Origin of the sequence: Allomuricauda sp. MMSF_3307 (genome assembly GCF_030733585.1) — a bacterium.
Taxonomy (GTDB): Bacteria; Bacteroidota; Bacteroidia; order Flavobacteriales; family Flavobacteriaceae; genus Flagellimonas.
Genome location: NZ_JASHIQ010000007.1, coordinates 11,897 through 28,411 on the forward strand (window position 1 = coordinate 11,897; position 16,515 = coordinate 28,411).

The 16,515-nt window shown below is 42.1% G+C and carries 20 protein-coding genes and 1 tRNA gene; 9 read left to right on the top strand and 12 right to left on the bottom strand.

Annotation, left to right across the window (positions count from 1 at the left end; translation table 11 throughout):
• Positions 1-12 precede the first annotated feature (12 nt).
• From RBB12_RS15390 to tgt, 3 genes are all read right to left on the bottom strand, one after another.
• Complete coding sequence (locus RBB12_RS15390; RefSeq protein ID WP_293285474.1) at positions 13-966, bottom strand: acetyl-CoA carboxylase carboxyltransferase subunit alpha; 954 nt, start codon at positions 964-966, stop codon at positions 13-15.
• A gap of 114 nt (positions 967-1,080) precedes the next feature.
• The gene (locus tag RBB12_RS15395; protein WP_293285477.1) at positions 1,081-2,163 is read right to left on the bottom strand and encodes an LptF/LptG family permease; all 1,083 of its coding nucleotides are present in this window, start codon (positions 2,161-2,163) and stop codon (positions 1,081-1,083) included.
• Positions 2,163-3,293 carry a tRNA guanosine(34) transglycosylase Tgt gene (gene tgt / locus RBB12_RS15400; RefSeq protein WP_179384991.1) on the bottom strand — a complete coding sequence of 377 codons (1,131 nt, stop codon included), beginning with the start codon at positions 3,291-3,293 and terminating at the stop codon, positions 2,163-2,165. The genes RBB12_RS15395 and tgt overlap by 1 nt, the downstream gene beginning before the upstream one ends.
• Before the next feature lie 157 nt (positions 3,294-3,450).
• Between tgt and RBB12_RS15405 the strand changes: the two genes are divergently transcribed.
• The 3 genes from RBB12_RS15405 to RBB12_RS15415 are packed head-to-tail and all read left to right on the top strand — an operon-like array spanning position 3,451 to position 5,916.
• Entirely contained in the window at positions 3,451-4,296 is an 846-nt protein-coding gene (locus RBB12_RS15405) for a transketolase (RefSeq protein WP_293285481.1), read from the top strand.
• Between the two features lie 17 nt (positions 4,297-4,313).
• On the top strand, positions 4,314-5,267 hold the full coding sequence (locus tag RBB12_RS15410) for a transketolase family protein (protein ID WP_306014551.1): 954 nt from the start codon (positions 4,314-4,316) through the stop codon (positions 5,265-5,267).
• Between the two features lie 49 nt (positions 5,268-5,316).
• Positions 5,317-5,916, top strand: a complete 600-nt coding sequence (locus RBB12_RS15415; RefSeq protein ID WP_306014552.1) for an outer membrane beta-barrel protein — start codon at positions 5,317-5,319, stop codon at positions 5,914-5,916.
• A gap of 74 nt (positions 5,917-5,990) precedes the next feature.
• On the opposite strand, the gene RBB12_RS15420 is transcribed toward RBB12_RS15415, so the two are convergent.
• A complete protein-coding gene (locus RBB12_RS15420; RefSeq protein WP_306014553.1) occupies positions 5,991-6,947 on the bottom strand; it encodes an FKBP-type peptidyl-prolyl cis-trans isomerase in 957 nt (318 codons plus the stop codon).
• 77 nt (positions 6,948-7,024) lie between these two features.
• On the opposite strand from RBB12_RS15420, the gene RBB12_RS15425 reads away from it, so the two are divergent.
• On the top strand, positions 7,025-7,396 hold the full coding sequence (locus RBB12_RS15425; RefSeq protein WP_179384996.1) for an RNA-binding S4 domain-containing protein: 372 nt from the start codon (positions 7,025-7,027) through the stop codon (positions 7,394-7,396).
• 36 nt (positions 7,397-7,432) lie between these two features.
• The gene (locus RBB12_RS15430) at positions 7,433-7,930 is read left to right on the top strand and encodes a phosphoribosyltransferase family protein (protein ID WP_306014609.1); all 498 of its coding nucleotides are present in this window, start codon (positions 7,433-7,435) and stop codon (positions 7,928-7,930) included.
• On the opposite strand, the gene RBB12_RS15435 is transcribed toward RBB12_RS15430, so the two are convergent.
• Positions 7,922-8,434 carry a shikimate kinase gene (locus tag RBB12_RS15435; protein WP_306014554.1) on the bottom strand — a complete coding sequence of 171 codons (513 nt, stop codon included), beginning with the start codon at positions 8,432-8,434 and terminating at the stop codon, positions 7,922-7,924. The two genes, RBB12_RS15430 and RBB12_RS15435, sit on opposite strands and share 9 nt — an antisense overlap.
• Positions 8,435-8,553: 119 nt before the next feature.
• On the opposite strand from RBB12_RS15435, the gene RBB12_RS15440 reads away from it, so the two are divergent.
• Positions 8,554-8,626, top strand: a tRNA-Lys gene (locus RBB12_RS15440).
• Between the two features lie 417 nt (positions 8,627-9,043).
• On the opposite strand, the gene RBB12_RS15445 is transcribed toward RBB12_RS15440, so the two are convergent.
• On the bottom strand, positions 9,044-9,916 hold the full coding sequence (locus RBB12_RS15445; protein WP_306014555.1) for a helix-turn-helix domain-containing protein: 873 nt from the start codon (positions 9,914-9,916) through the stop codon (positions 9,044-9,046).
• A gap of 92 nt (positions 9,917-10,008) precedes the next feature.
• Between RBB12_RS15445 and RBB12_RS15450 the strand changes: the two genes are divergently transcribed.
• The 3 genes from RBB12_RS15450 to gap all read left to right on the top strand — a co-directional run bounded on the left by RBB12_RS15450 (position 10,009) and on the right by gap (position 12,058).
• Complete coding sequence (locus RBB12_RS15450; protein ID WP_306014556.1) at positions 10,009-10,359, top strand: DUF983 domain-containing protein; 351 nt, start codon at positions 10,009-10,011, stop codon at positions 10,357-10,359.
• A gap of 101 nt (positions 10,360-10,460) precedes the next feature.
• Positions 10,461-11,072 (top strand): pyridoxamine 5'-phosphate oxidase family protein, encoded by a 612-nt coding sequence (locus tag RBB12_RS15455; RefSeq protein ID WP_306014557.1) that lies wholly within the window; start codon positions 10,461-10,463, stop codon positions 11,070-11,072.
• The gene (gene gap, locus RBB12_RS15460; protein ID WP_306014558.1) at positions 11,069-12,058 is read left to right on the top strand and encodes a type I glyceraldehyde-3-phosphate dehydrogenase; all 990 of its coding nucleotides are present in this window, start codon (positions 11,069-11,071) and stop codon (positions 12,056-12,058) included. Before RBB12_RS15455 ends, gap begins: the two co-directional genes overlap by 4 nt.
• Before the next feature lie 459 nt (positions 12,059-12,517).
• On the opposite strand, the gene RBB12_RS15465 is transcribed toward gap, so the two are convergent.
• From RBB12_RS15465 to RBB12_RS15490, 6 genes are all read right to left on the bottom strand, one after another.
• Positions 12,518-12,973, bottom strand: a complete 456-nt coding sequence (locus RBB12_RS15465) for a YHS domain-containing (seleno)protein (protein WP_306014559.1) — start codon at positions 12,971-12,973, stop codon at positions 12,518-12,520.
• Positions 12,974-13,150: 177 nt separating this feature from the next.
• Entirely contained in the window at positions 13,151-13,564 is a 414-nt protein-coding gene (locus RBB12_RS15470; protein WP_306014560.1) for a nuclear transport factor 2 family protein, read from the bottom strand.
• A 132-nt stretch (positions 13,565-13,696) separates the two neighbouring features.
• Entirely contained in the window at positions 13,697-14,254 is a 558-nt protein-coding gene (locus RBB12_RS15475; protein ID WP_306014561.1) for a sigma-70 family RNA polymerase sigma factor, read from the bottom strand.
• A 42-nt stretch (positions 14,255-14,296) separates the two neighbouring features.
• Positions 14,297-14,635 carry an N-acetyltransferase gene (locus RBB12_RS15480; protein WP_306014562.1) on the bottom strand — a complete coding sequence of 113 codons (339 nt, stop codon included), beginning with the start codon at positions 14,633-14,635 and terminating at the stop codon, positions 14,297-14,299.
• Positions 14,636-14,767: 132 nt separating this feature from the next.
• Positions 14,768-15,496, bottom strand: a complete 729-nt coding sequence (locus RBB12_RS15485) for a cysteine hydrolase (RefSeq protein ID WP_306014563.1) — start codon at positions 15,494-15,496, stop codon at positions 14,768-14,770.
• Positions 15,497-15,857: 361 nt separating this feature from the next.
• Entirely contained in the window at positions 15,858-16,499 is a 642-nt protein-coding gene (locus RBB12_RS15490; protein WP_306014564.1) for a peroxiredoxin, read from the bottom strand.
• Positions 16,500-16,515 lie beyond the last annotated feature (16 nt).

The window sequence follows — 16,515 nt, forward strand, 5'->3', positions numbered from 1 at the left end:
GAAAAACAAGATTTATTCGCTAAAAACACCCATGTTGGCGTATTTATCCATACGGGTTTTTACCAATTCTTTTGGTGATAACTTTTTGAGTTCTTCGTAATGGGAAGAAATTTTGTCCGCAACGGTCTCAAAGGTCTTTTGTCGGTTCGAATGGGCTCCACCAAGGGGCTCCTTCACGATTTCATCGACCAACCCTTGCTTCTTCATATCGGTAGCGGTCAATTTGAGGGCTTCTGCAGCCTGTTCCTTGTATTCCCAGCTTCTCCAAAGAATGGATGAGCAGGATTCTGGGGAGATTACGGAATACCATGTGTTTTCCAACATCAATACCTTGTCCCCTACTCCAATGCCCAAAGCACCTCCAGAGGCTCCTTCCCCGATAATGATAACGATGATCGGAACTTTAAGACGGGTCATTTCCAAGATATTTCGGGCTATGGCCTCACCTTGTCCGCGCTCTTCCGCCTCAATGCCGGGATAGGCACCGGGAGTGTCCACAAAGCACACTACTGGAATCTTGAACTTCTCGGCAGATTTCATCAAACGCAATGCTTTCCTATATCCCTCGGGATTCGCCATACCAAAGTTTCGGTACTGGCGGGTTTTGGTGTTGTAGCCCTTTTGCTGCCCAATGAACATATAGCTCTGGTCGCCGATTTTTCCCAATCCGCCCACCATGGCCTTGTCATCCTTTACATTTCTATCCCCATGAAGCTCCAAAAAAGTATCCCCACAGATGGCATTGATGTAATCCATGGTATAGGGTCTACTGGGGTGCCTTGAGAGCTGAACCCTTTGCCAGGCCGTGAGATTTTGGTAAATATCCTTTCGGGTCTTTTCGAGTTTTTTCTCGATTTGCGAGCAGGTTTCGGTAACGTCTACATCACTTTCTTCCCCGATCACCATACATTTTTGAAGTTGCTCTTCAAGTTCTTTGATGGGGAGTTCAAATTCTAGATATTCCATGGGAAGTCTTTTATTTTCACGAAAAACAATGGGGACAAATATATAACATTATGGCATACTCACCTGAAATATACAAGTCTTTTAACGTCAACAATATACACTATTTTGGACAGATTAGCGCTTGGCTTTCATGAGCATGTAAACGGCAAAAACGCCAAAAAGAAGGTTGGGTATCACCACGGCCAATAGCGGTGAAAAACCGGATTGCTCCGCCAATGTCCCAAAAACCTTGTCGAAAAAGATGTAGACAAAGGCCACCCCGATACCAAAGGCCAAATTGAGCCCCATACCGCCCCTTCGTTTCATGGAAGAAACAGCTACGGCAATTACGGTAAGGATAAAAGCTGCAATGGGAAGTGCCCACCGTTTGTACTTCACCAGCACGTAAGCATTGATATTGGAGGCACCCTTTTTTCGCTGATCTTCAATAAAATCGTTGAGCTCAAAAAGGTTTTTGGTCTCGGCCACGTAAGAAACTGGGGTAAGGTCATCAATCTGAAATGAAAAGATGGTATCCAATCGCCTTTTGGCCTCGATATATTCGGTTTCGTTGCGCAAGGTACGTTTTTCGTAGTTCGTCAACCTGTAAAGGCTATCATCCTTTACCCACCGGATGTTGCTAGCGGAGATCTTATAGTCCAGTTTACCGATGGAATCAAAATGCTCGTAGGTAAAATTATACCCGATTTGACGGTTGGGATCAAAACTGCTTACGTAGATGTAATCCCGTTCGTTCAATTGGTTGAAGATATTTTCCGTTACACGGTCGCGCTTCCCTTTTTTAAAGTATTTGTACTCAAACTCATTGAAACCAATACTGGCATGTGGCACAATAAACATCCCCATCATAAAAATCAGAATGGCCACTAGGGTTGCACCTACAAAATAGGGGCGCAAAAACCGCCAAAAGGAGACACCACTGCTCAAAATGGCAACGATTTCGGTATTACTGGCCAATTTGGAGGTAAAAAATATAATCGATAGAAACAGGAATATGGGCAACAACAAGTTTCCGATTACTAAAGTAAAGTTGCCATAAAACACAATGACCTCTGCCAAAGGGGCTTCGTTGTCAATGATTTTCCCAATTTTCTCCGCTAAGTTGGCCATGATCCCAATGGGCACGAACAACAGGAGCATCCCCATAAAGGTAATGAGGTAGCGTTTAAGGATGTATCTATCGAGTATGGTGAGCATTACAGTCGTTTATCCATTTGGTTTACCATCATGGTCTTCCACTCCAAGAAATCTCCGGCTAAAATACGTTCTCTTGCCGTACGCACCAACCACAAATAAAAGCCCAGATTATGGATGGTGGCAATCTGCTTGCCCAAATACTCGTTGGCTGCAAATAAATGTCGCAAGTAAGCTTTTGAATACTCAGTATCCACAAAGGTGATGCCCATTTCGTCGATGGGAGAAAAATCGTTTTCCCATTTTTTGTTTTTGATGTTGATGGTGCCGTGCGCTGTGAATAACATGCCATTGCGTGCATTTCGAGTGGGCATTACACAATCGAACATATCCACACCAAGGGCAATGTTCTCCAAAATATTGATGGGTGTTCCTACCCCCATTAAATATCTGGGCTTGTCCTCTGGCAATATATCGCAAACAATCTCGGCCATTTCGTACATCTCCTCGGCAGGCTCTCCCGTGGAAAGTCCACCAATGGCATTGCCTTCAGCCTCTACGGATGCAATATATTCCGCTGATTGTTTCCTTAAATCTTTGTAGGTAGACCCTTGAACAATGGGGAAAAAGCTTTGGGAATAGCCGTATTTGAATGGAAGTTTTTCCAAATGATCGATACATCTGTCCAGCCATCTATGGGTAAGGTGCATGGAACGCTTCGCGTATTGGTAATCACATGGGTACGGGGTACACTCATCAAAAGCCATGATGATATCAGCTCCAATGGTGCGCTGTATTTCCATCACATTTTCAGGGGTAAATACGTGCAGGGAGCCATCAATATGGGACTTGAACTTAACGCCTTCCTCCTTAATTTTTCTGTTATCGGAAAGTGAATATACCTGATACCCCCCGCTATCGGTCAAAATAGGACGGTCCCACCCCATAAATTGATGGAGTCCGCCAGCTTCTTCCAGAATCCCAGTGCCAGGCCTGAGGTACAGGTGATACGTATTTCCTAAAATAATATCCGGATTAATTTCCTCCTTTAGCTCCCGCTGATGCACCCCTTTTACCGAGGCAACCGTACCCACTGGCATAAAGATCGGGGTTTGTATGGTACCATTGTCCGTAAGTAATTCCCCGGCCCGTGCCTTGGTTTTTCCGTCCTTTTGTGTTAAGGTAAATTCCAATTGTTCGTTTTAGAACCGCAAATATAATTAACTCGGTTTGGCCAATCCTTAACAAAAAAATAAAGTTTCTGGAAGCAAGTGACCTAAAGGCTTCATTGCCAAACTTGTTTTAGACGAATAATGCCATTACATTTGATATCTAAATATATAAGACACCATGCCGAATACGCAAGAATTACAAGACCTGGTCGTACAGGTAAGAAGGGACATTTTACGAATGGTCCATAACGTAAATTCGGGACACCCGGGAGGATCTTTGGGCTGTACCGAGTTTTTTGTAGCACTCTACAACGAAATTATGGAGTTAAAGGATGGGTTTGATATGGACGGAATCGGGGAAGATGTCTTTTTCCTGTCCAACGGTCACATTTCGCCCGTTTTTTATAGTGTTTTAGCTCGAAGAGGTTATTTCCCATTGGAGGAATTGAACACTTTTAGGCTGATCGATTCCAGATTACAGGGCCATCCCACCACGCACGAAGGTTTACCAGGGGTCCGCGTAGCATCCGGTTCTTTGGGACAGGGCATGTCCGTAGCCATTGGTGCCGCTCTGGCCAAAAAACTGAATGGAGATGACCATTTGGTGTTCAGTTTACATGGTGATGGTGAATTACAGGAAGGTCAAAACTGGGAAGCCATTATGTACGCTGCCGGCAATAAAGTGGACAATCTCATTGCAACCGTGGACAGAAACGGCCAACAAATTGATGGCGGTACGGAGGATGTACTTCCCCTGGGTGATGTTGCCGAAAAGTTCCGGGTTTTCGGTTGGGATGTACTCGAAATAGAAAACGGAAACGATTTGGAACAAGTCATTGCAGGCCTAAAGGAAGCCAAAAGCAGAACAGGAAAAGGAAAGCCGGTTTGTATTGTGATGACCACCGAAATGGGCAATGGAGTCGACTTTATGATGGGCACACATGCTTGGCACGGTAAAGCGCCAAACGATGAACAACTGGCCACAGCATTGGAGCAAAACCCAGAGACCCTAGGCGATTACTAATCATAGAAAAAGATAGAATGACAAAATATACAGATCAAGGAAAACAAGATACCCGTAGCGGTTATGGCGCGGGAATGACAGAATTAGGGAGAACCAATCCACACGTGGTAGCACTTTGCGCCGATTTGGTAGGTTCCCTAAAAATAGAAACGTTTATCGAGGAAAATCCCGAGCGCTTCTTTCAAGTGGGCATCGCCGAGGCGAATATGATGGGTATTGCGGCTGGCTTGACCATCGGAGGCAAAATACCCTTTGCATCCACATTTGCCAACTTTGCCACAGGCCGTGTATACGATCAAATCCGTCAATCCATCGCCTATTCCGATAAGAACGTGAAAATATGTGCATCCCACTCTGGTTTGACCTTGGGCGAGGATGGCGCGACCCACCAGATTTTAGAGGATATCGGTTTGATGAAAATGTTGCCCGGGATGACCGTTATCAATCCATGTGATTACAACCAAACCAAGGCAGCTACCATTGCGATTGCTGAGCACCATGGACCGGTCTATCTTAGATTTGGACGACCCAAAGTGGCCAATTTTACCCCAGTGGACCAAAAATTTGAAATCGGGAAGGCCCTTATGCTCAATGAAGGTACCGATGTGACCATTATTGCTACAGGTCATCTGGTCTGGGAAGCTTTGCTTGCGGCAGAAAGTTTGGAAAACCAAGGCATCTCCGCAGAGGTCATCAACATACATACTATAAAACCGTTGGACGATAAGGCTATTTTGGATTCCGTTAAAAAAACAGGTTGTGTGGTGACTGCCGAAGAACACAATTATTTAGGTGGACTCGGAGAAAGTGTGGCAAGAGTGCTGGCTACGCACCATCCTACCCCTCAAGAGTTTGTGGCAACACAGGATACTTTTGGGGAGAGTGGAACGCCCGAACAGCTGATGGAGAAGTATGGATTGAACAATAAAGCCATAGAATCGGCCGTTTTAAAGGTGTTGAAACGTAAGTAGTTTCAACTATCCCTTTTGGGGATATTCAACTTCTAAAATGAACACACTTATGAAAAAAACGTTTCTAGTAGTAGCATTTGCACTTATGGGCTCTGCTGTAATGGCACAAAGCGGCTCTGGTTTTGGAATCAAGGCTGGACTTTCCTACAACAAAAATGGGGATTTGATTGGTTCTGTCGGCGATGGCGGTCAGGATATTATTGAGGGCGCCGAAGGCAAAACGGGATATCATTTTGGCTTTTGGGGAAAATTGGATTTTCCAAAGATTTACCTCAGACCCGAATTGGTGTACTCAAAAACAAAAAGTTCGTATGACGTGGACGGAAACTCACAGGATTACGATGTGTCCAAATTGGACCTGCCTGTTTTGTTGGGCTATAAATTGATTGGCCCCCTACATATTTTTGCAGGACCCGCTTTTCAATATACCTTGAACAACGATTTGGGCGATTTGCAGGTAGAAGACGTGGAAAACGACTTTACTGTTGGCCTAAACGTAGGTGTTGGGGTCAACATCGGAAGATTGGGCCTTGACGTTCGATATGAAAGAGGATTCTCTGAAAATGAGGCTGAAATCATCGATATTCCGAATGGCCGAGTGGATACGAGACCATCACAGATTATTTTCTCAGCACTATTGAAATTGTAATAGTACATGTTGATCTAAAAAAAATCCCCGTTGAAAGCAACGGGGATTTTTTTTGTTTTATTTTTTAATTCTGACTAGTTGGAATCACGATCCAAGTAATCCGGAATCCCATCCCCATCGGAATCTGGATAAGGGATAAGAATCTCCCCATTATCGTCCGTGATCTCTGTTCGTGTAGATACCCCATCGGCATCATCATCAGCATCCCTAAAATTCGCCAAACGACCGCCCAATGCTTCTTGCTCAAAATCGGTGTTGTCGTCGAACAAATACCCATTACCGTTCAAATCTTCATCAATGGAGGGAACGCCATCATTATCGTTATCCGTATCCTCGATAAAAAGTCCAAGCTCCACTTTAAAGATAAGGGGGGCATATCTTGGAATCAAAGAAGATGGTGGGTTATTGAAATAGGCCAAACCGGAGGGCATTATAATAATTCCTACACTACTATTGGAAATACCGTAGGTACCATCAGGATTATCGACAATCTGATCGGGTGTTCCCGATTTCATTTGTGCAATCCCGTTGGCATAGCCCCTTACCGTAAAGGGTAGTTCTTGCCACAAAAAGTCTTGGTTTTCATCAAAAGTAGTCCCATCCAACAAGGTTCCCTGGTAGCGAACCAAGGTGGAATCGGCAAAGGTAGGATTCGCTCCTCCGCCCGGTCTTGCTTCAATATAATAGAGCGTATGCGGGATATCTTCCTCCCCGGTGTCCAATCCCAAAAAGCTTGAAGATACGTTTACGGTGAAGGTTTTGTAGTCTTCCTCTATCAAAGGTCTCTTATCTGCATTGGCTCCTGCAATGGTGTCGATTACAATCCTGTAGTTGAACCCTTCTGGAGGTGTTTCAAAATCCTCATAGTTGTAAAAATGGGTTCTCATGAACTCTTGTATGATCTCGTCGTCCTCTGGTGACACCTCGCTCAATAATCTGGGCGGCACTTGTTCGATTCCTCCGTCGTCGTCATTGTTGCAGGACAGCAGTGTTACCGCAAAACCAATAAATACTAAAATTCCGTACCTCATCAAGTCTGTAATTAGGCGCGCAAGATACAATTTTCCATTATTTTTGTTCCGCCCCTTAACAAAGATTTGCGAAGACCATGCGAATAGACAAGTACCTTTGGTGCACCAGATACTTTAAAACAAGAAACATTGCCTCCACCGCCGTAAAGAAAGGTCAGGTGAAAGTGAATGGTGATTCCGTAAAACCATCGCGGGAGGTATATCCTATGGACAAGATCGTGGTCAGAAAAAACCAAATCGACTATCAGCTTACCGTACTGGACCTTCCTGAAAGCCGTGTTGGGGCCAAATTGGTGGACATCTACCGAAAGGACACCACGCCCAAAGATGCCTTTGAGCACAATGAGTTACTGCAGTTTGCCAAAAAGCACTATCGCAAAAAAGGACTTGGCAGACCTACCAAAAAGGATCGAAGGGATTTGGACGATTTTTTGGATGAATCGGAATAAACCGTTTTCCTATCTTTGAAACAAGTATCCACAACTATGATGAACCGTATTCTTACCCACGACCAAATTCAGCATATTACCAAACGTATCGCCTACCAAATCTACGAGTCCAATGTGGATGAGGATGAAATCGTAGTGGCCGGAATTACGGGCGGTGGGGAGAGCTTTGCCAAAAAGATCGTTACTGTCCTCAAAAAGATAACTGATGCCCATATTGTGATGTGCAAAATGGATATGGACAAAAAGAATCCGCTAACGAGTGGTGTCACCACCTCCTTGGGAGAGGAAGCCTACAAAAACAAATCCATTGTTCTTGTGGATGATGTGTTGAATTCCGGAACCACTTTAATCTATGGCACCCATCACTTTCTAAAAACCCCGATAAAACGACTAAAAACAGCTGTACTGGTAAACCGCAACCATAAAAAATACCCGATTAAGGCGGATTTTAAGGGGATTTCGCTGTCTACTTCGTTGAACGAGCACATCCGAGTGGATTTTGAGCCCAAAAACAACGCGGTGTACCTAGAGTAGTTTCTTGATTTCCGCTACCACTTCCTCTGCGGACAATGGGTCGCAATCTACCCGGTGTTCGGCCTGCATATAAAAGGGTCGGCGCTCGAACAGATGCTTGCCGACAAACTCTGGTAAGTCATTATCCGGAATATTTTTTACAAGAGGACGGTGTTCCTTCTCTTTGGTGATACGTTCCACTAAAACCGGTATGCTGTGGTTTAAATAGATGGAATTGTCGGACTGTTGTAAAATGGTCTCCATATTGTTGGCATAACAAGGAGTCCCCCCTCCAGTGGAAAGCACCGCCGCTGTATGTGAATCCAAAACCTCTTTTAGCATTTGATGCTCCAATTTGCGAAAGAAAATCTCGCCTTTTTCAGAAAAAATATCTTTTATGGATTTTTTTTGGTGCTGTTCGATATACTCGTCCAAATCGACAAACGATATCCCTAATTGCCTGGCCAACAATCGTCCAACGGTCGACTTTCCACTTGCCATATATCCCAGTAAAACTATTTTCATATCGAAGAATATTATCCGATTTCAAAAAAACACAAATTTATCCAGAATTCACCTTGGAAAATAGATTATTGATGTTATATTTGCACCCGCTTAGCCAAACAGCTAGGCACTTACTGAAAGACCTGATAGCTCAGTTGGTAGAGCATCTCCCTTTTAAGGAGAGGGTCCTGGGTTCGAGCCCCAGTCAGGTCACTTTTCAACAAACCATAAGATATCAAAATCCTGTAATCTAACTGATTTACAGGATTTTGCGTTTTTTAGGGTATCATTTAATTTGATATAAAATGGTTTAAAAAAGTTCACAAATCGTCAACATAGGATTTTTAAATCGTCAACATGAAATTTTGGCATTTAAAATCGGACGATTTGACTCTATGGTTGATTTGACTTTCGCAGCAGATTGTTTAACCAAAAACCTTTCTCTATGAGATCGACCAGAACATTTTCCATCCTAATTTGGCAATACGCCCAACGAGCAGATGCCAAAGAGTAAATCAGACTTTTGTTTAAACTTATGTAAAAACGAATTCTACGGGAGCAAGATTGTAACAGTATACTTTGCTCAAATGCTAGATGATGGAGATGTATCAATATAAAATAATGGTTGATTTAACGATATGCTTTCCGAAATGCACTTGGGGTCCTACCTGTCTTGTCTTTAAAGAATTTTGAGAAATAAGCATAATCAGAGAAATCCAAGGCAAAGGCCACCTCTGCCAAATCAACGGTCGAGTGAACTATCATGCGCTTTGCTTCAAGCACTACTCTTTCAGAAATCAGTTCGCTCGTAGTTTTATTAATGGTTGATTTTACAACTCTATTGAGATGCTTGGTGGTAATATTCAACCGATTTGCATAAAATTGTGGTAATTTTTCTTCCCTAAAATAGTTCTCTATCAATGCCTCCAAACGGCTCAATAAAGCAGAGTAACCCGGTGAATAAGATTTGTCCATATCGGTGTGCGAAGTGTAGCACCTGGTAAGTTCTATATATATTCCGTTTATCAAATTTAATATTTTCATTTCCCGAAGCAGTACATTGCCCGAATACTCCAAAAAAGCCTCCTCAAACTTTTTGCCCAATGCATTCAAAACTTTAACCGGCACTTCTAACAATGGTGGGTTTTGAAGTGAGCAGTAAAACGGAAAAAAAGAAAGTCCATGACCCAAAAAGTTTAACTCATAAAAAGATTGGGAATGAAAAAATATAAATCCTTCTGGTGGGCTCGCAAAGTTCCAGAAGTGAGTTTGTCCAGGTTTCAAAAAGAAGACACTTCCTGGAGAAATGGGATAGGTCTTAAAATCAATTTCATGGACTCCCCTTCCTTGTAAAAAAAGGACGCAGAGATAAAAGTCGTGGCTATGGGGTTTATCAATTAAATGCTCATTCGATTCCAAATGTTTGGACAGACTATTGACATACAACTCCTTCAAATGTTTTTCTTGATGGAACTGTCGAATATGCAATACCGGTATCTTCATTCAAATGTCTTAATTATACAAATATATGTGAATATCCTTCATGGAAATATTGAACTATATATCAGAATTTTGGGGCCGCAATTATAAGTTTTATGAAAAAAGTGATTAGTATACTAAAATGCAAATGTCCAAAATGTAAAAAAGGCAATATTTTTAAGGACTCAAAATCAAGGATTCCATTCAAGATTCCCGATATGAACAAAAGATGTCCTCAATGTGATTATAAATTTGAGAGGGAAACCGGTTTCTTTTTCGGAGCCATGTTTGTGAGTTACGCCTTGGCCGCAGGTCAAATGATAGTTAGTCTCGTCTTGTTTTGGTATTTGATCGGTCTAACACCGATAAACGTTTTTATAGTAATAGCTATAATTGCAATACTGCTGGGTTCATTTAATTTCAGGCTATCGAGGGCCATTTGGATTTATATTTTTTATAGGAGGTAATTGTTACTGGCCACATCAAAAAAAATGATTTCCCTGTCAGGTTTTTACCAAAATCAACACTAAAGGTATATGACGCAAACAATGTGCGAAACATACCCTGTATGAAAGAAGAATTCAAAAATTACACCTCCGATATTGCCTTCACTCCCGCTGTAAAAGCTCTTCAAGAGGCTTATGGGTCAAGAAAAGCCTATGCCAGAATGGAACAAAAAAGGGGATGGCTGAGCGAGTTGACCTCCCCTATCAGTGATTTTATTGAAAATAGAGACTCCTTTTACATGGGCACTTCTAATGAGGAAGGTCAACCTTATATGCAGCATAGAGGAGGTGCACCTGGTTTTTTAAAAGTCTTGGACCCAAAAACGATTGCCTTTGCAGATTTTTCCGGGAACCAACAATTCATAAGTATCGGCAATCTTTCTGAAAATCCAAAAGTATTCCTGTTTTTGATGGATTACCCTTCAAGGACCAGGGTAAAGATATGGGGCGAGGCCCAAGTCGATTCAAAGAACAGTAAATTAATGGAATCCTTGGCGATAGAAGGCTATTCCGCCGAAGTGGAGCGAGTCATAATAATTAAAATCAGGGCCGTTGACGTGAATTGTCCACAGCATATTATACAACGTTTTTCGGCCGATGAAGTCAACAAGATTGTTGATCCCTTAAAGGAAAGGATAGCAGAATTAGAACAAAAATTAAACAAAATCAAATGAAAAGAATTGCAATAAATGGGATGGGGCGAATCGGTCGTGCCGCTCTTAAGGTGGTACTCGAAACTCAAGGATTATCCATTGTAGCCATTAACGATATTTTACCTATCGACAATTTGGCGTATCTGCTTAAATACGATAGCACCTATGGCCCATATAAGGGCAAGGTCACTGTTTCTGGAAATATTTTGTTGGTGGATGGTATTGAGATACCCTATTTTCAGCAAAGAAACCCAGAAGACTTACCATGGAAAGATCTCAATGTGGATGTGGTCATCGAAAGTACGGGTATCTTTACCCAAAGCCAGGATGCAGCCAAGCATCTCAATGCAGGAGCCAAAACTGTGGTGATTTCAGCCCCAACAAAAAGTCAGGACGTACCTACTGTGGTACATGGTGTAAGTTCTTCCATTGGCGAAACCTCAATTTTTTCGTGTGCCAGTTGCACTACCAACAACATCAGTCCCATTGTAGAAATACTTGGCCGTAGGGTTGGAATACATAAGGCCATTATGACTACTATCCATTCCTACACGGCTTCCCAAAGTTTAATGGATGGGGCTTCACCTAAAAACTATAGGATGGGAAGAGCGGCAGCAGAAAACCTTGTTCCCACCAGCACTGGCGCCGCTATTGCCACCACCAAAACGCTACCGGAATTTGTGGGTAAATTCGATGGCGTGGCCATACGAGTTCCGGCCAAAGTAGGCTCCATATCCGACATGACCTTTGTAACAAAACGAAAGGTGACCGCTGAAGAAATAAATGAAATTTTGGAAGCCGAGGCCTCAACAGAACGATACCGAGACGTACTTTCAACTACACGAGAACTATTGGTTTCTTCTGATATTATTGGAAGTGCTTATGCTTCCATTGCGGATTTGAACATGACCAGGGTTGTGGACGGGGATTTACTTAAGGTAATGGCTTGGTATGATAATGAATGGGGGTTTACCCATCAAATGATTCGCTTGATTCAGGATTTGTAGGGCGTAAAGTACCCTCCTTGTATTCTTTACTACCATGAAACAAACAGTTTGTAATTCATTTTTTCTCGGTAGTGAATAGCGAGAGGGTCTCCTTAAGTTGCCCTCTTAATTCCAGATTGGGATTCGGGATTGTTATAATCGAATAACTAGTTACGGATTGCGAGCGTACTTTTAAATCAACCTATTTTCATTCAACACCAAATTCAACAATTGGCATTTCAACAGCACCGCCAAGTATTCCAAAAACGTACAGGTTGAATGAAAGTTTATTATTGATTGTCTTAGTAGTTGGGGGAAGTTGTCTTGATTAAAAACTCCTTAAAACTTAAATCTACTTCATTCTCAAATTGGATTATTTTCTGGAACAAAAATCCGCTGATACCGATGAACTATTATAGGATAAGTATGGGTCATCGGTATAGCGGTTCTTACAGATAGATTAATTTGAACTAAGCGTCTTTAGGGTACAAAATTTTTGAACTTATCCATATATTTCCAATTTTTATTTGCTTGAGCGATATGTTTCGCTTTTCCTTCCTTTTCCCAAACTTTTACAAAATCGCCCTCCAGGTTTATGGTAAACATATATAATTTGCCATCAACCACGCGAAAACTTTCGGGATCAGGGCGGTACTTACCACCTAAAGAAACTGCAAAAGCGCACCATCCGCCATATTGAGGCATATATTTTCTGGGATTGTTCTGAAACCGCTCCAATTGATTCTGATCGGTAAAATAATAGGTCAATCCATCGTGACTTGCTTTATGGGCCTTTTTTCCCATTTCAGCTTTCCCTTTTTCCAAATAGGATACTGGACTATAGCCTTCCAAGGCAATCATACTATCATCCGTACTATAACTGTGTGATTGGGCTTTCACCCCCATACCAAATAGCACAATAGCGATTCCCGTCATCAGACGTCTTTGAATTTTAATTGACATTTTTGATTTCATAATAGATACTGTATTAAAGGATTATTTATTTGTTCACATTAGAACCTGTTGACTTCCACATTCTGGCCATTCCAAAACACCTCTGAATAGTGTGATGTTTTTTAATTTTCACTATACTCAGCGCTTTATCGTTGGTGTTTATAGGTATCGCTCGTGTTCTTTAATCGGAAGGTCATTAATACTGGCGAATCGTTTTCGCATTAATCCAAATGCATCAAACTCCCAATTCTCATTCCCATATGCCCGAAACCACTGGCCGGAACGGTTCCGGTATTCGTATTCAAAGCGAACGGCAATTCTATTTCCAGTGTGAGCCCAATATTCCTTTTTGAGTTTATACTCGAGTTCGTTTTCCCATTTATTCTTGAGGAAGCTTTGGATTTCTTCCCGTCCCAATATAAAATTGGCACGATTGCGCCATTCACTATCTATGGTATAGGCCATTGATATCCGAACCGGGTCTTGGCTGTTCCAAGCATCTTCGGCAAGTTGGATTTTCTCCTTGGCAGTGACTTCGGTAAATGGTGGTAATGGTAATTTTGAATCTTTCATATTATTGAAGTTTACTTTCCCTATGTTTGTTCGACCGTAACTTTTGGTACAGGTCAAAGCATGCTATCCCAATTCGGCAAAGGGTCAATTGAAGGTTCAACCAAAAGTTTTGCATAATTGTACACTATTGGATTACCAATTATGGGTTAAGTAGGCCTTCATTTTCTTTCGTGCTCTACTGAGAGCCACCCATGTATTTACCTTTTCAATGTCCAAGGTATTACAGATGGCTTCTGTGCTGTATCCTTTCATTTTTAAACTCAATACTTCTTGCTCCCTTTCCCCCAGGCCAGAAAGGCCAGCGGCAAAAACCTTGTACAGTTCGGTCCCGTCCATTACTTCAGTTATTTCCGCGTCTTTGGGCCTATTGGATGGATTTTCCCACTCGTGCCACCGAGGGTAATCTGAAACCCGGATCGCTTCATGCATCACCTTACCTTGACGGGAATAGGCCTTGCGATAGTAATCCATGATCTTATGATTCAATATCGATGTCAACCAGACACGTTCTGTTGAGTCCCCTCTGAAGCGGGGGGCTGAACGCAAGGCAGCGAGATAAGTTTCCTGAATGATATCTTCCACAACATCTTCCGGAAGTTTTTTCCTGGCAACGGCCAAGAGGTAATTCTTATACCGAATGGACCACAGCTCAGGCTGTAATTCTATGTTATGTTTTGTTGCTTTTTTCATTTTAATTGGTTTTTGGTTATACTTAAACTAGGGTTACGCAACTCATGTCCTTTTGTCTAAAAGGGAATATTCACCTTCATCCACTAAATTTTTATAATGCGGCCGTTTTTCAAGAAATACTCTGATTTCCGGGCTTACACCTATGATTTTATATTCAGCCCTATGCACATGCTCCATTACCCTTTCGATCAATATATTTTTCACTTCTGGACCGTTCAGGTGTTTGCTTATTTCCAAATTCCCCAAGACAATGGAGTCGCTGCCTTCCATCCTATATTCCAGTGAGGCCAACTCACCGTTGATATGGAATTGGAAAAAATTATTACCACGGTCCCTCCTAAATACAAGGGGCAATCTATTGATGTGGCTATGCGTATCCATGATATTTAATTTTTCATTTTTGGTGAGGTGAAAAGGGGGTACTGGAAGCACCTCCCATTCCATTCAACTAAACAAACACTAACTAGAAAACCGATGATATACTTTGATCCTACTGGGCATTACGATTACTGTCTAATCTTCGGCAAGATTTTTTTTTGATTCCAAAATTTCTTCAAACTGGGCTGTGGTGTAAACGGCGCTTGCCATCATCACAAAGTTTGTCTGCGCAGCTTGGTCCCCATCGAGATGTGGGAGTTTGGCCGAAGCTGTCGCGTCTCCGATGACAGCTACTTCGAAACCACATTCCAGTAGTTCGCGCATGTGCGATTCCACACAAAGATTTCCGGACATTCCCGCGAGTATTATCTTATCTACCTTTTGCTTTCTCAGCTGGAGTACCAAATCATTGTTCTCGGGTCCATAAACTTTATGAGGGCTGCATACCGTAACCTTTTCGGTATTTCTGATGTAGGGTTTGTAAAGTGCCAACCAATCGGCCCCAGACTCATTGAAACCATCAAGGTTCAATTGGTTTCCCCTATCAAACATTTTGATTTGGTGCATAAGACGCTCCAAAGTTCCTTCAAACTGCCAACCATGATCATGTTCATAATAATAATGGGGTGAAACAAAGACATGTATGCCATTCGCTGCGCCAAGCCTGAATAGTGTTTCAATATTCTTTACAGTATTGTTTTGCATTACACTCTCCCCCACTGCTCCCCATGCCACGCCATCAGGACTTAAAAAATCATTTTGCGGGTCTACAATCACAATCGCTGTATGCCGGTCTATATCAAATCCCGATACAGGAAGTTGAGCTTGTTCTTTGCCTTGATTTGCTTTTTCGGTCGAGTTCATGGTCGTAAGGTTATTTGATTTACTGTTCGTTGGATTTTGAATTTCAATAACACTGTAAAACTCCCAAAAAGGACTGACCCATTTTATCCGATAGTTGTCAAAATGTTCCCATATTGCTTTTTTCGAAAGTGTTCTTTGAAAAAAGAAGGGAGTCACTGAAAAGATGGTTTCGTAAATAGTAAGCACCCTATATCATTGGGTGCCTATTGTAAGGGGATGATTGGTGACTAGGTAACCTATTGGAAAACTTGAGGAAAAGGATGAAAAATTAGTTGATTTATGTAATGGACGACTTACCCAACATTATTAAAAATACTATTGGATGGACTTGTCAAGGGAAAGTGGAGAGTTTACAAAGTAATTATGCTTTTCTTGAAGGGTCCTTAGAGAATTGTAGATAGGAGGCACCTTTTGTTCTGCGCTCAGGAAATTTGGATTGAATCTCCTCCTCAGACATTTTTGGATCTACAATAATATCGTCCTCTGGCTTCCAGTTGGCGGGAGTTAGCACCTGATGGTTGGCATGCAACTGAAGTGCATCGATAGCGCGCAATATTTCATCAAAATTGCGACCGATGGTCATCGGATAGGTAAGGTGCAGTTGTATGTATTTGTTCGGGTCAATGATAAAAACGGAACGAACTGTCTTTTTATCGGATGCGCCACTTTGTATCATTCCATACCGTTGGGCGATTATACCCTTTTCATCCGCGATAATTGGAAACCTTACCGTAACCTCCATAGATGTTTCAATATCCGACTTCCAGCCCATGTGCGACTCCAAATTGTCAACACTCAATGCTATGGCCTTCATGTTTCGTTTATTGAACTCTTCCTCCAACTGTGCTACCATTCCCAATTCCGTGGTGCATACAGGAGTATAATCCTCTGGGTGGGAAAAAAGTAACCCCCAAGAATTGCCAAGCCATTCATAAAACTTAATCTCACCCTCCGTAGTGGTGGCCTTAAAATCGGGAGCCAAACTTCCAATTCCCAAACTCATTTTTTAAATAGTTGAT

Coding starts and splice junctions, on each gene's coding strand:
- RBB12_RS15465 (WP_306014559.1), bottom strand. CDS start 12,973: ATGACGGGAATCGCTATTGTGCTATTTGGTATGGGGGTGAAAGCCCAA.
- RBB12_RS15490 (WP_306014564.1), bottom strand. CDS start 16,499: ATGAGTTTGGGAATTGGAAGTTTGGCTCCCGATTTTAAGGCCACCACT.
- RBB12_RS15470 (WP_306014560.1), bottom strand. CDS start 13,564: ATGAAAGATTCAAAATTACCATTACCACCATTTACCGAAGTCACTGCC.
- RBB12_RS15410 (WP_306014551.1), top strand. CDS start 4,314: ATGACAAAATATACAGATCAAGGAAAACAAGATACCCGTAGCGGTTAT.
- RBB12_RS15430 (WP_306014609.1), top strand. CDS start 7,433: ATGATGAACCGTATTCTTACCCACGACCAAATTCAGCATATTACCAAA.
- RBB12_RS15415 (WP_306014552.1), top strand. CDS start 5,317: ATGAAAAAAACGTTTCTAGTAGTAGCATTTGCACTTATGGGCTCTGCT.
- RBB12_RS15425 (WP_179384996.1), top strand. CDS start 7,025: ATGCGAATAGACAAGTACCTTTGGTGCACCAGATACTTTAAAACAAGA.
- RBB12_RS15450 (WP_306014556.1), top strand. CDS start 10,009: ATGAAAAAAGTGATTAGTATACTAAAATGCAAATGTCCAAAATGTAAA.
- RBB12_RS15435 (WP_306014554.1), bottom strand. CDS start 8,434: ATGAAAATAGTTTTACTGGGATATATGGCAAGTGGAAAGTCGACCGTT.
- RBB12_RS15420 (WP_306014553.1), bottom strand. CDS start 6,947: ATGAGGTACGGAATTTTAGTATTTATTGGTTTTGCGGTAACACTGCTG.
- RBB12_RS15475 (WP_306014561.1), bottom strand. CDS start 14,254: ATGAAAAAAGCAACAAAACATAACATAGAATTACAGCCTGAGCTGTGG.
- RBB12_RS15485 (WP_306014563.1), bottom strand. CDS start 15,496: ATGAACTCGACCGAAAAAGCAAATCAAGGCAAAGAACAAGCTCAACTT.
- RBB12_RS15395 (WP_293285477.1), bottom strand. CDS start 2,163: ATGCTCACCATACTCGATAGATACATCCTTAAACGCTACCTCATTACC.
- RBB12_RS15390 (WP_293285474.1), bottom strand. CDS start 966: ATGGAATATCTAGAATTTGAACTCCCCATCAAAGAACTTGAAGAGCAA.
- RBB12_RS15455 (WP_306014557.1), top strand. CDS start 10,461: ATGAAAGAAGAATTCAAAAATTACACCTCCGATATTGCCTTCACTCCC.
- RBB12_RS15480 (WP_306014562.1), bottom strand. CDS start 14,635: ATGGATACGCATAGCCACATCAATAGATTGCCCCTTGTATTTAGGAGG.
- RBB12_RS15445 (WP_306014555.1), bottom strand. CDS start 9,916: ATGAAGATACCGGTATTGCATATTCGACAGTTCCATCAAGAAAAACAT.
- gap (WP_306014558.1), top strand. CDS start 11,069: ATGAAAAGAATTGCAATAAATGGGATGGGGCGAATCGGTCGTGCCGCT.
- RBB12_RS15405 (WP_293285481.1), top strand. CDS start 3,451: ATGCCGAATACGCAAGAATTACAAGACCTGGTCGTACAGGTAAGAAGG.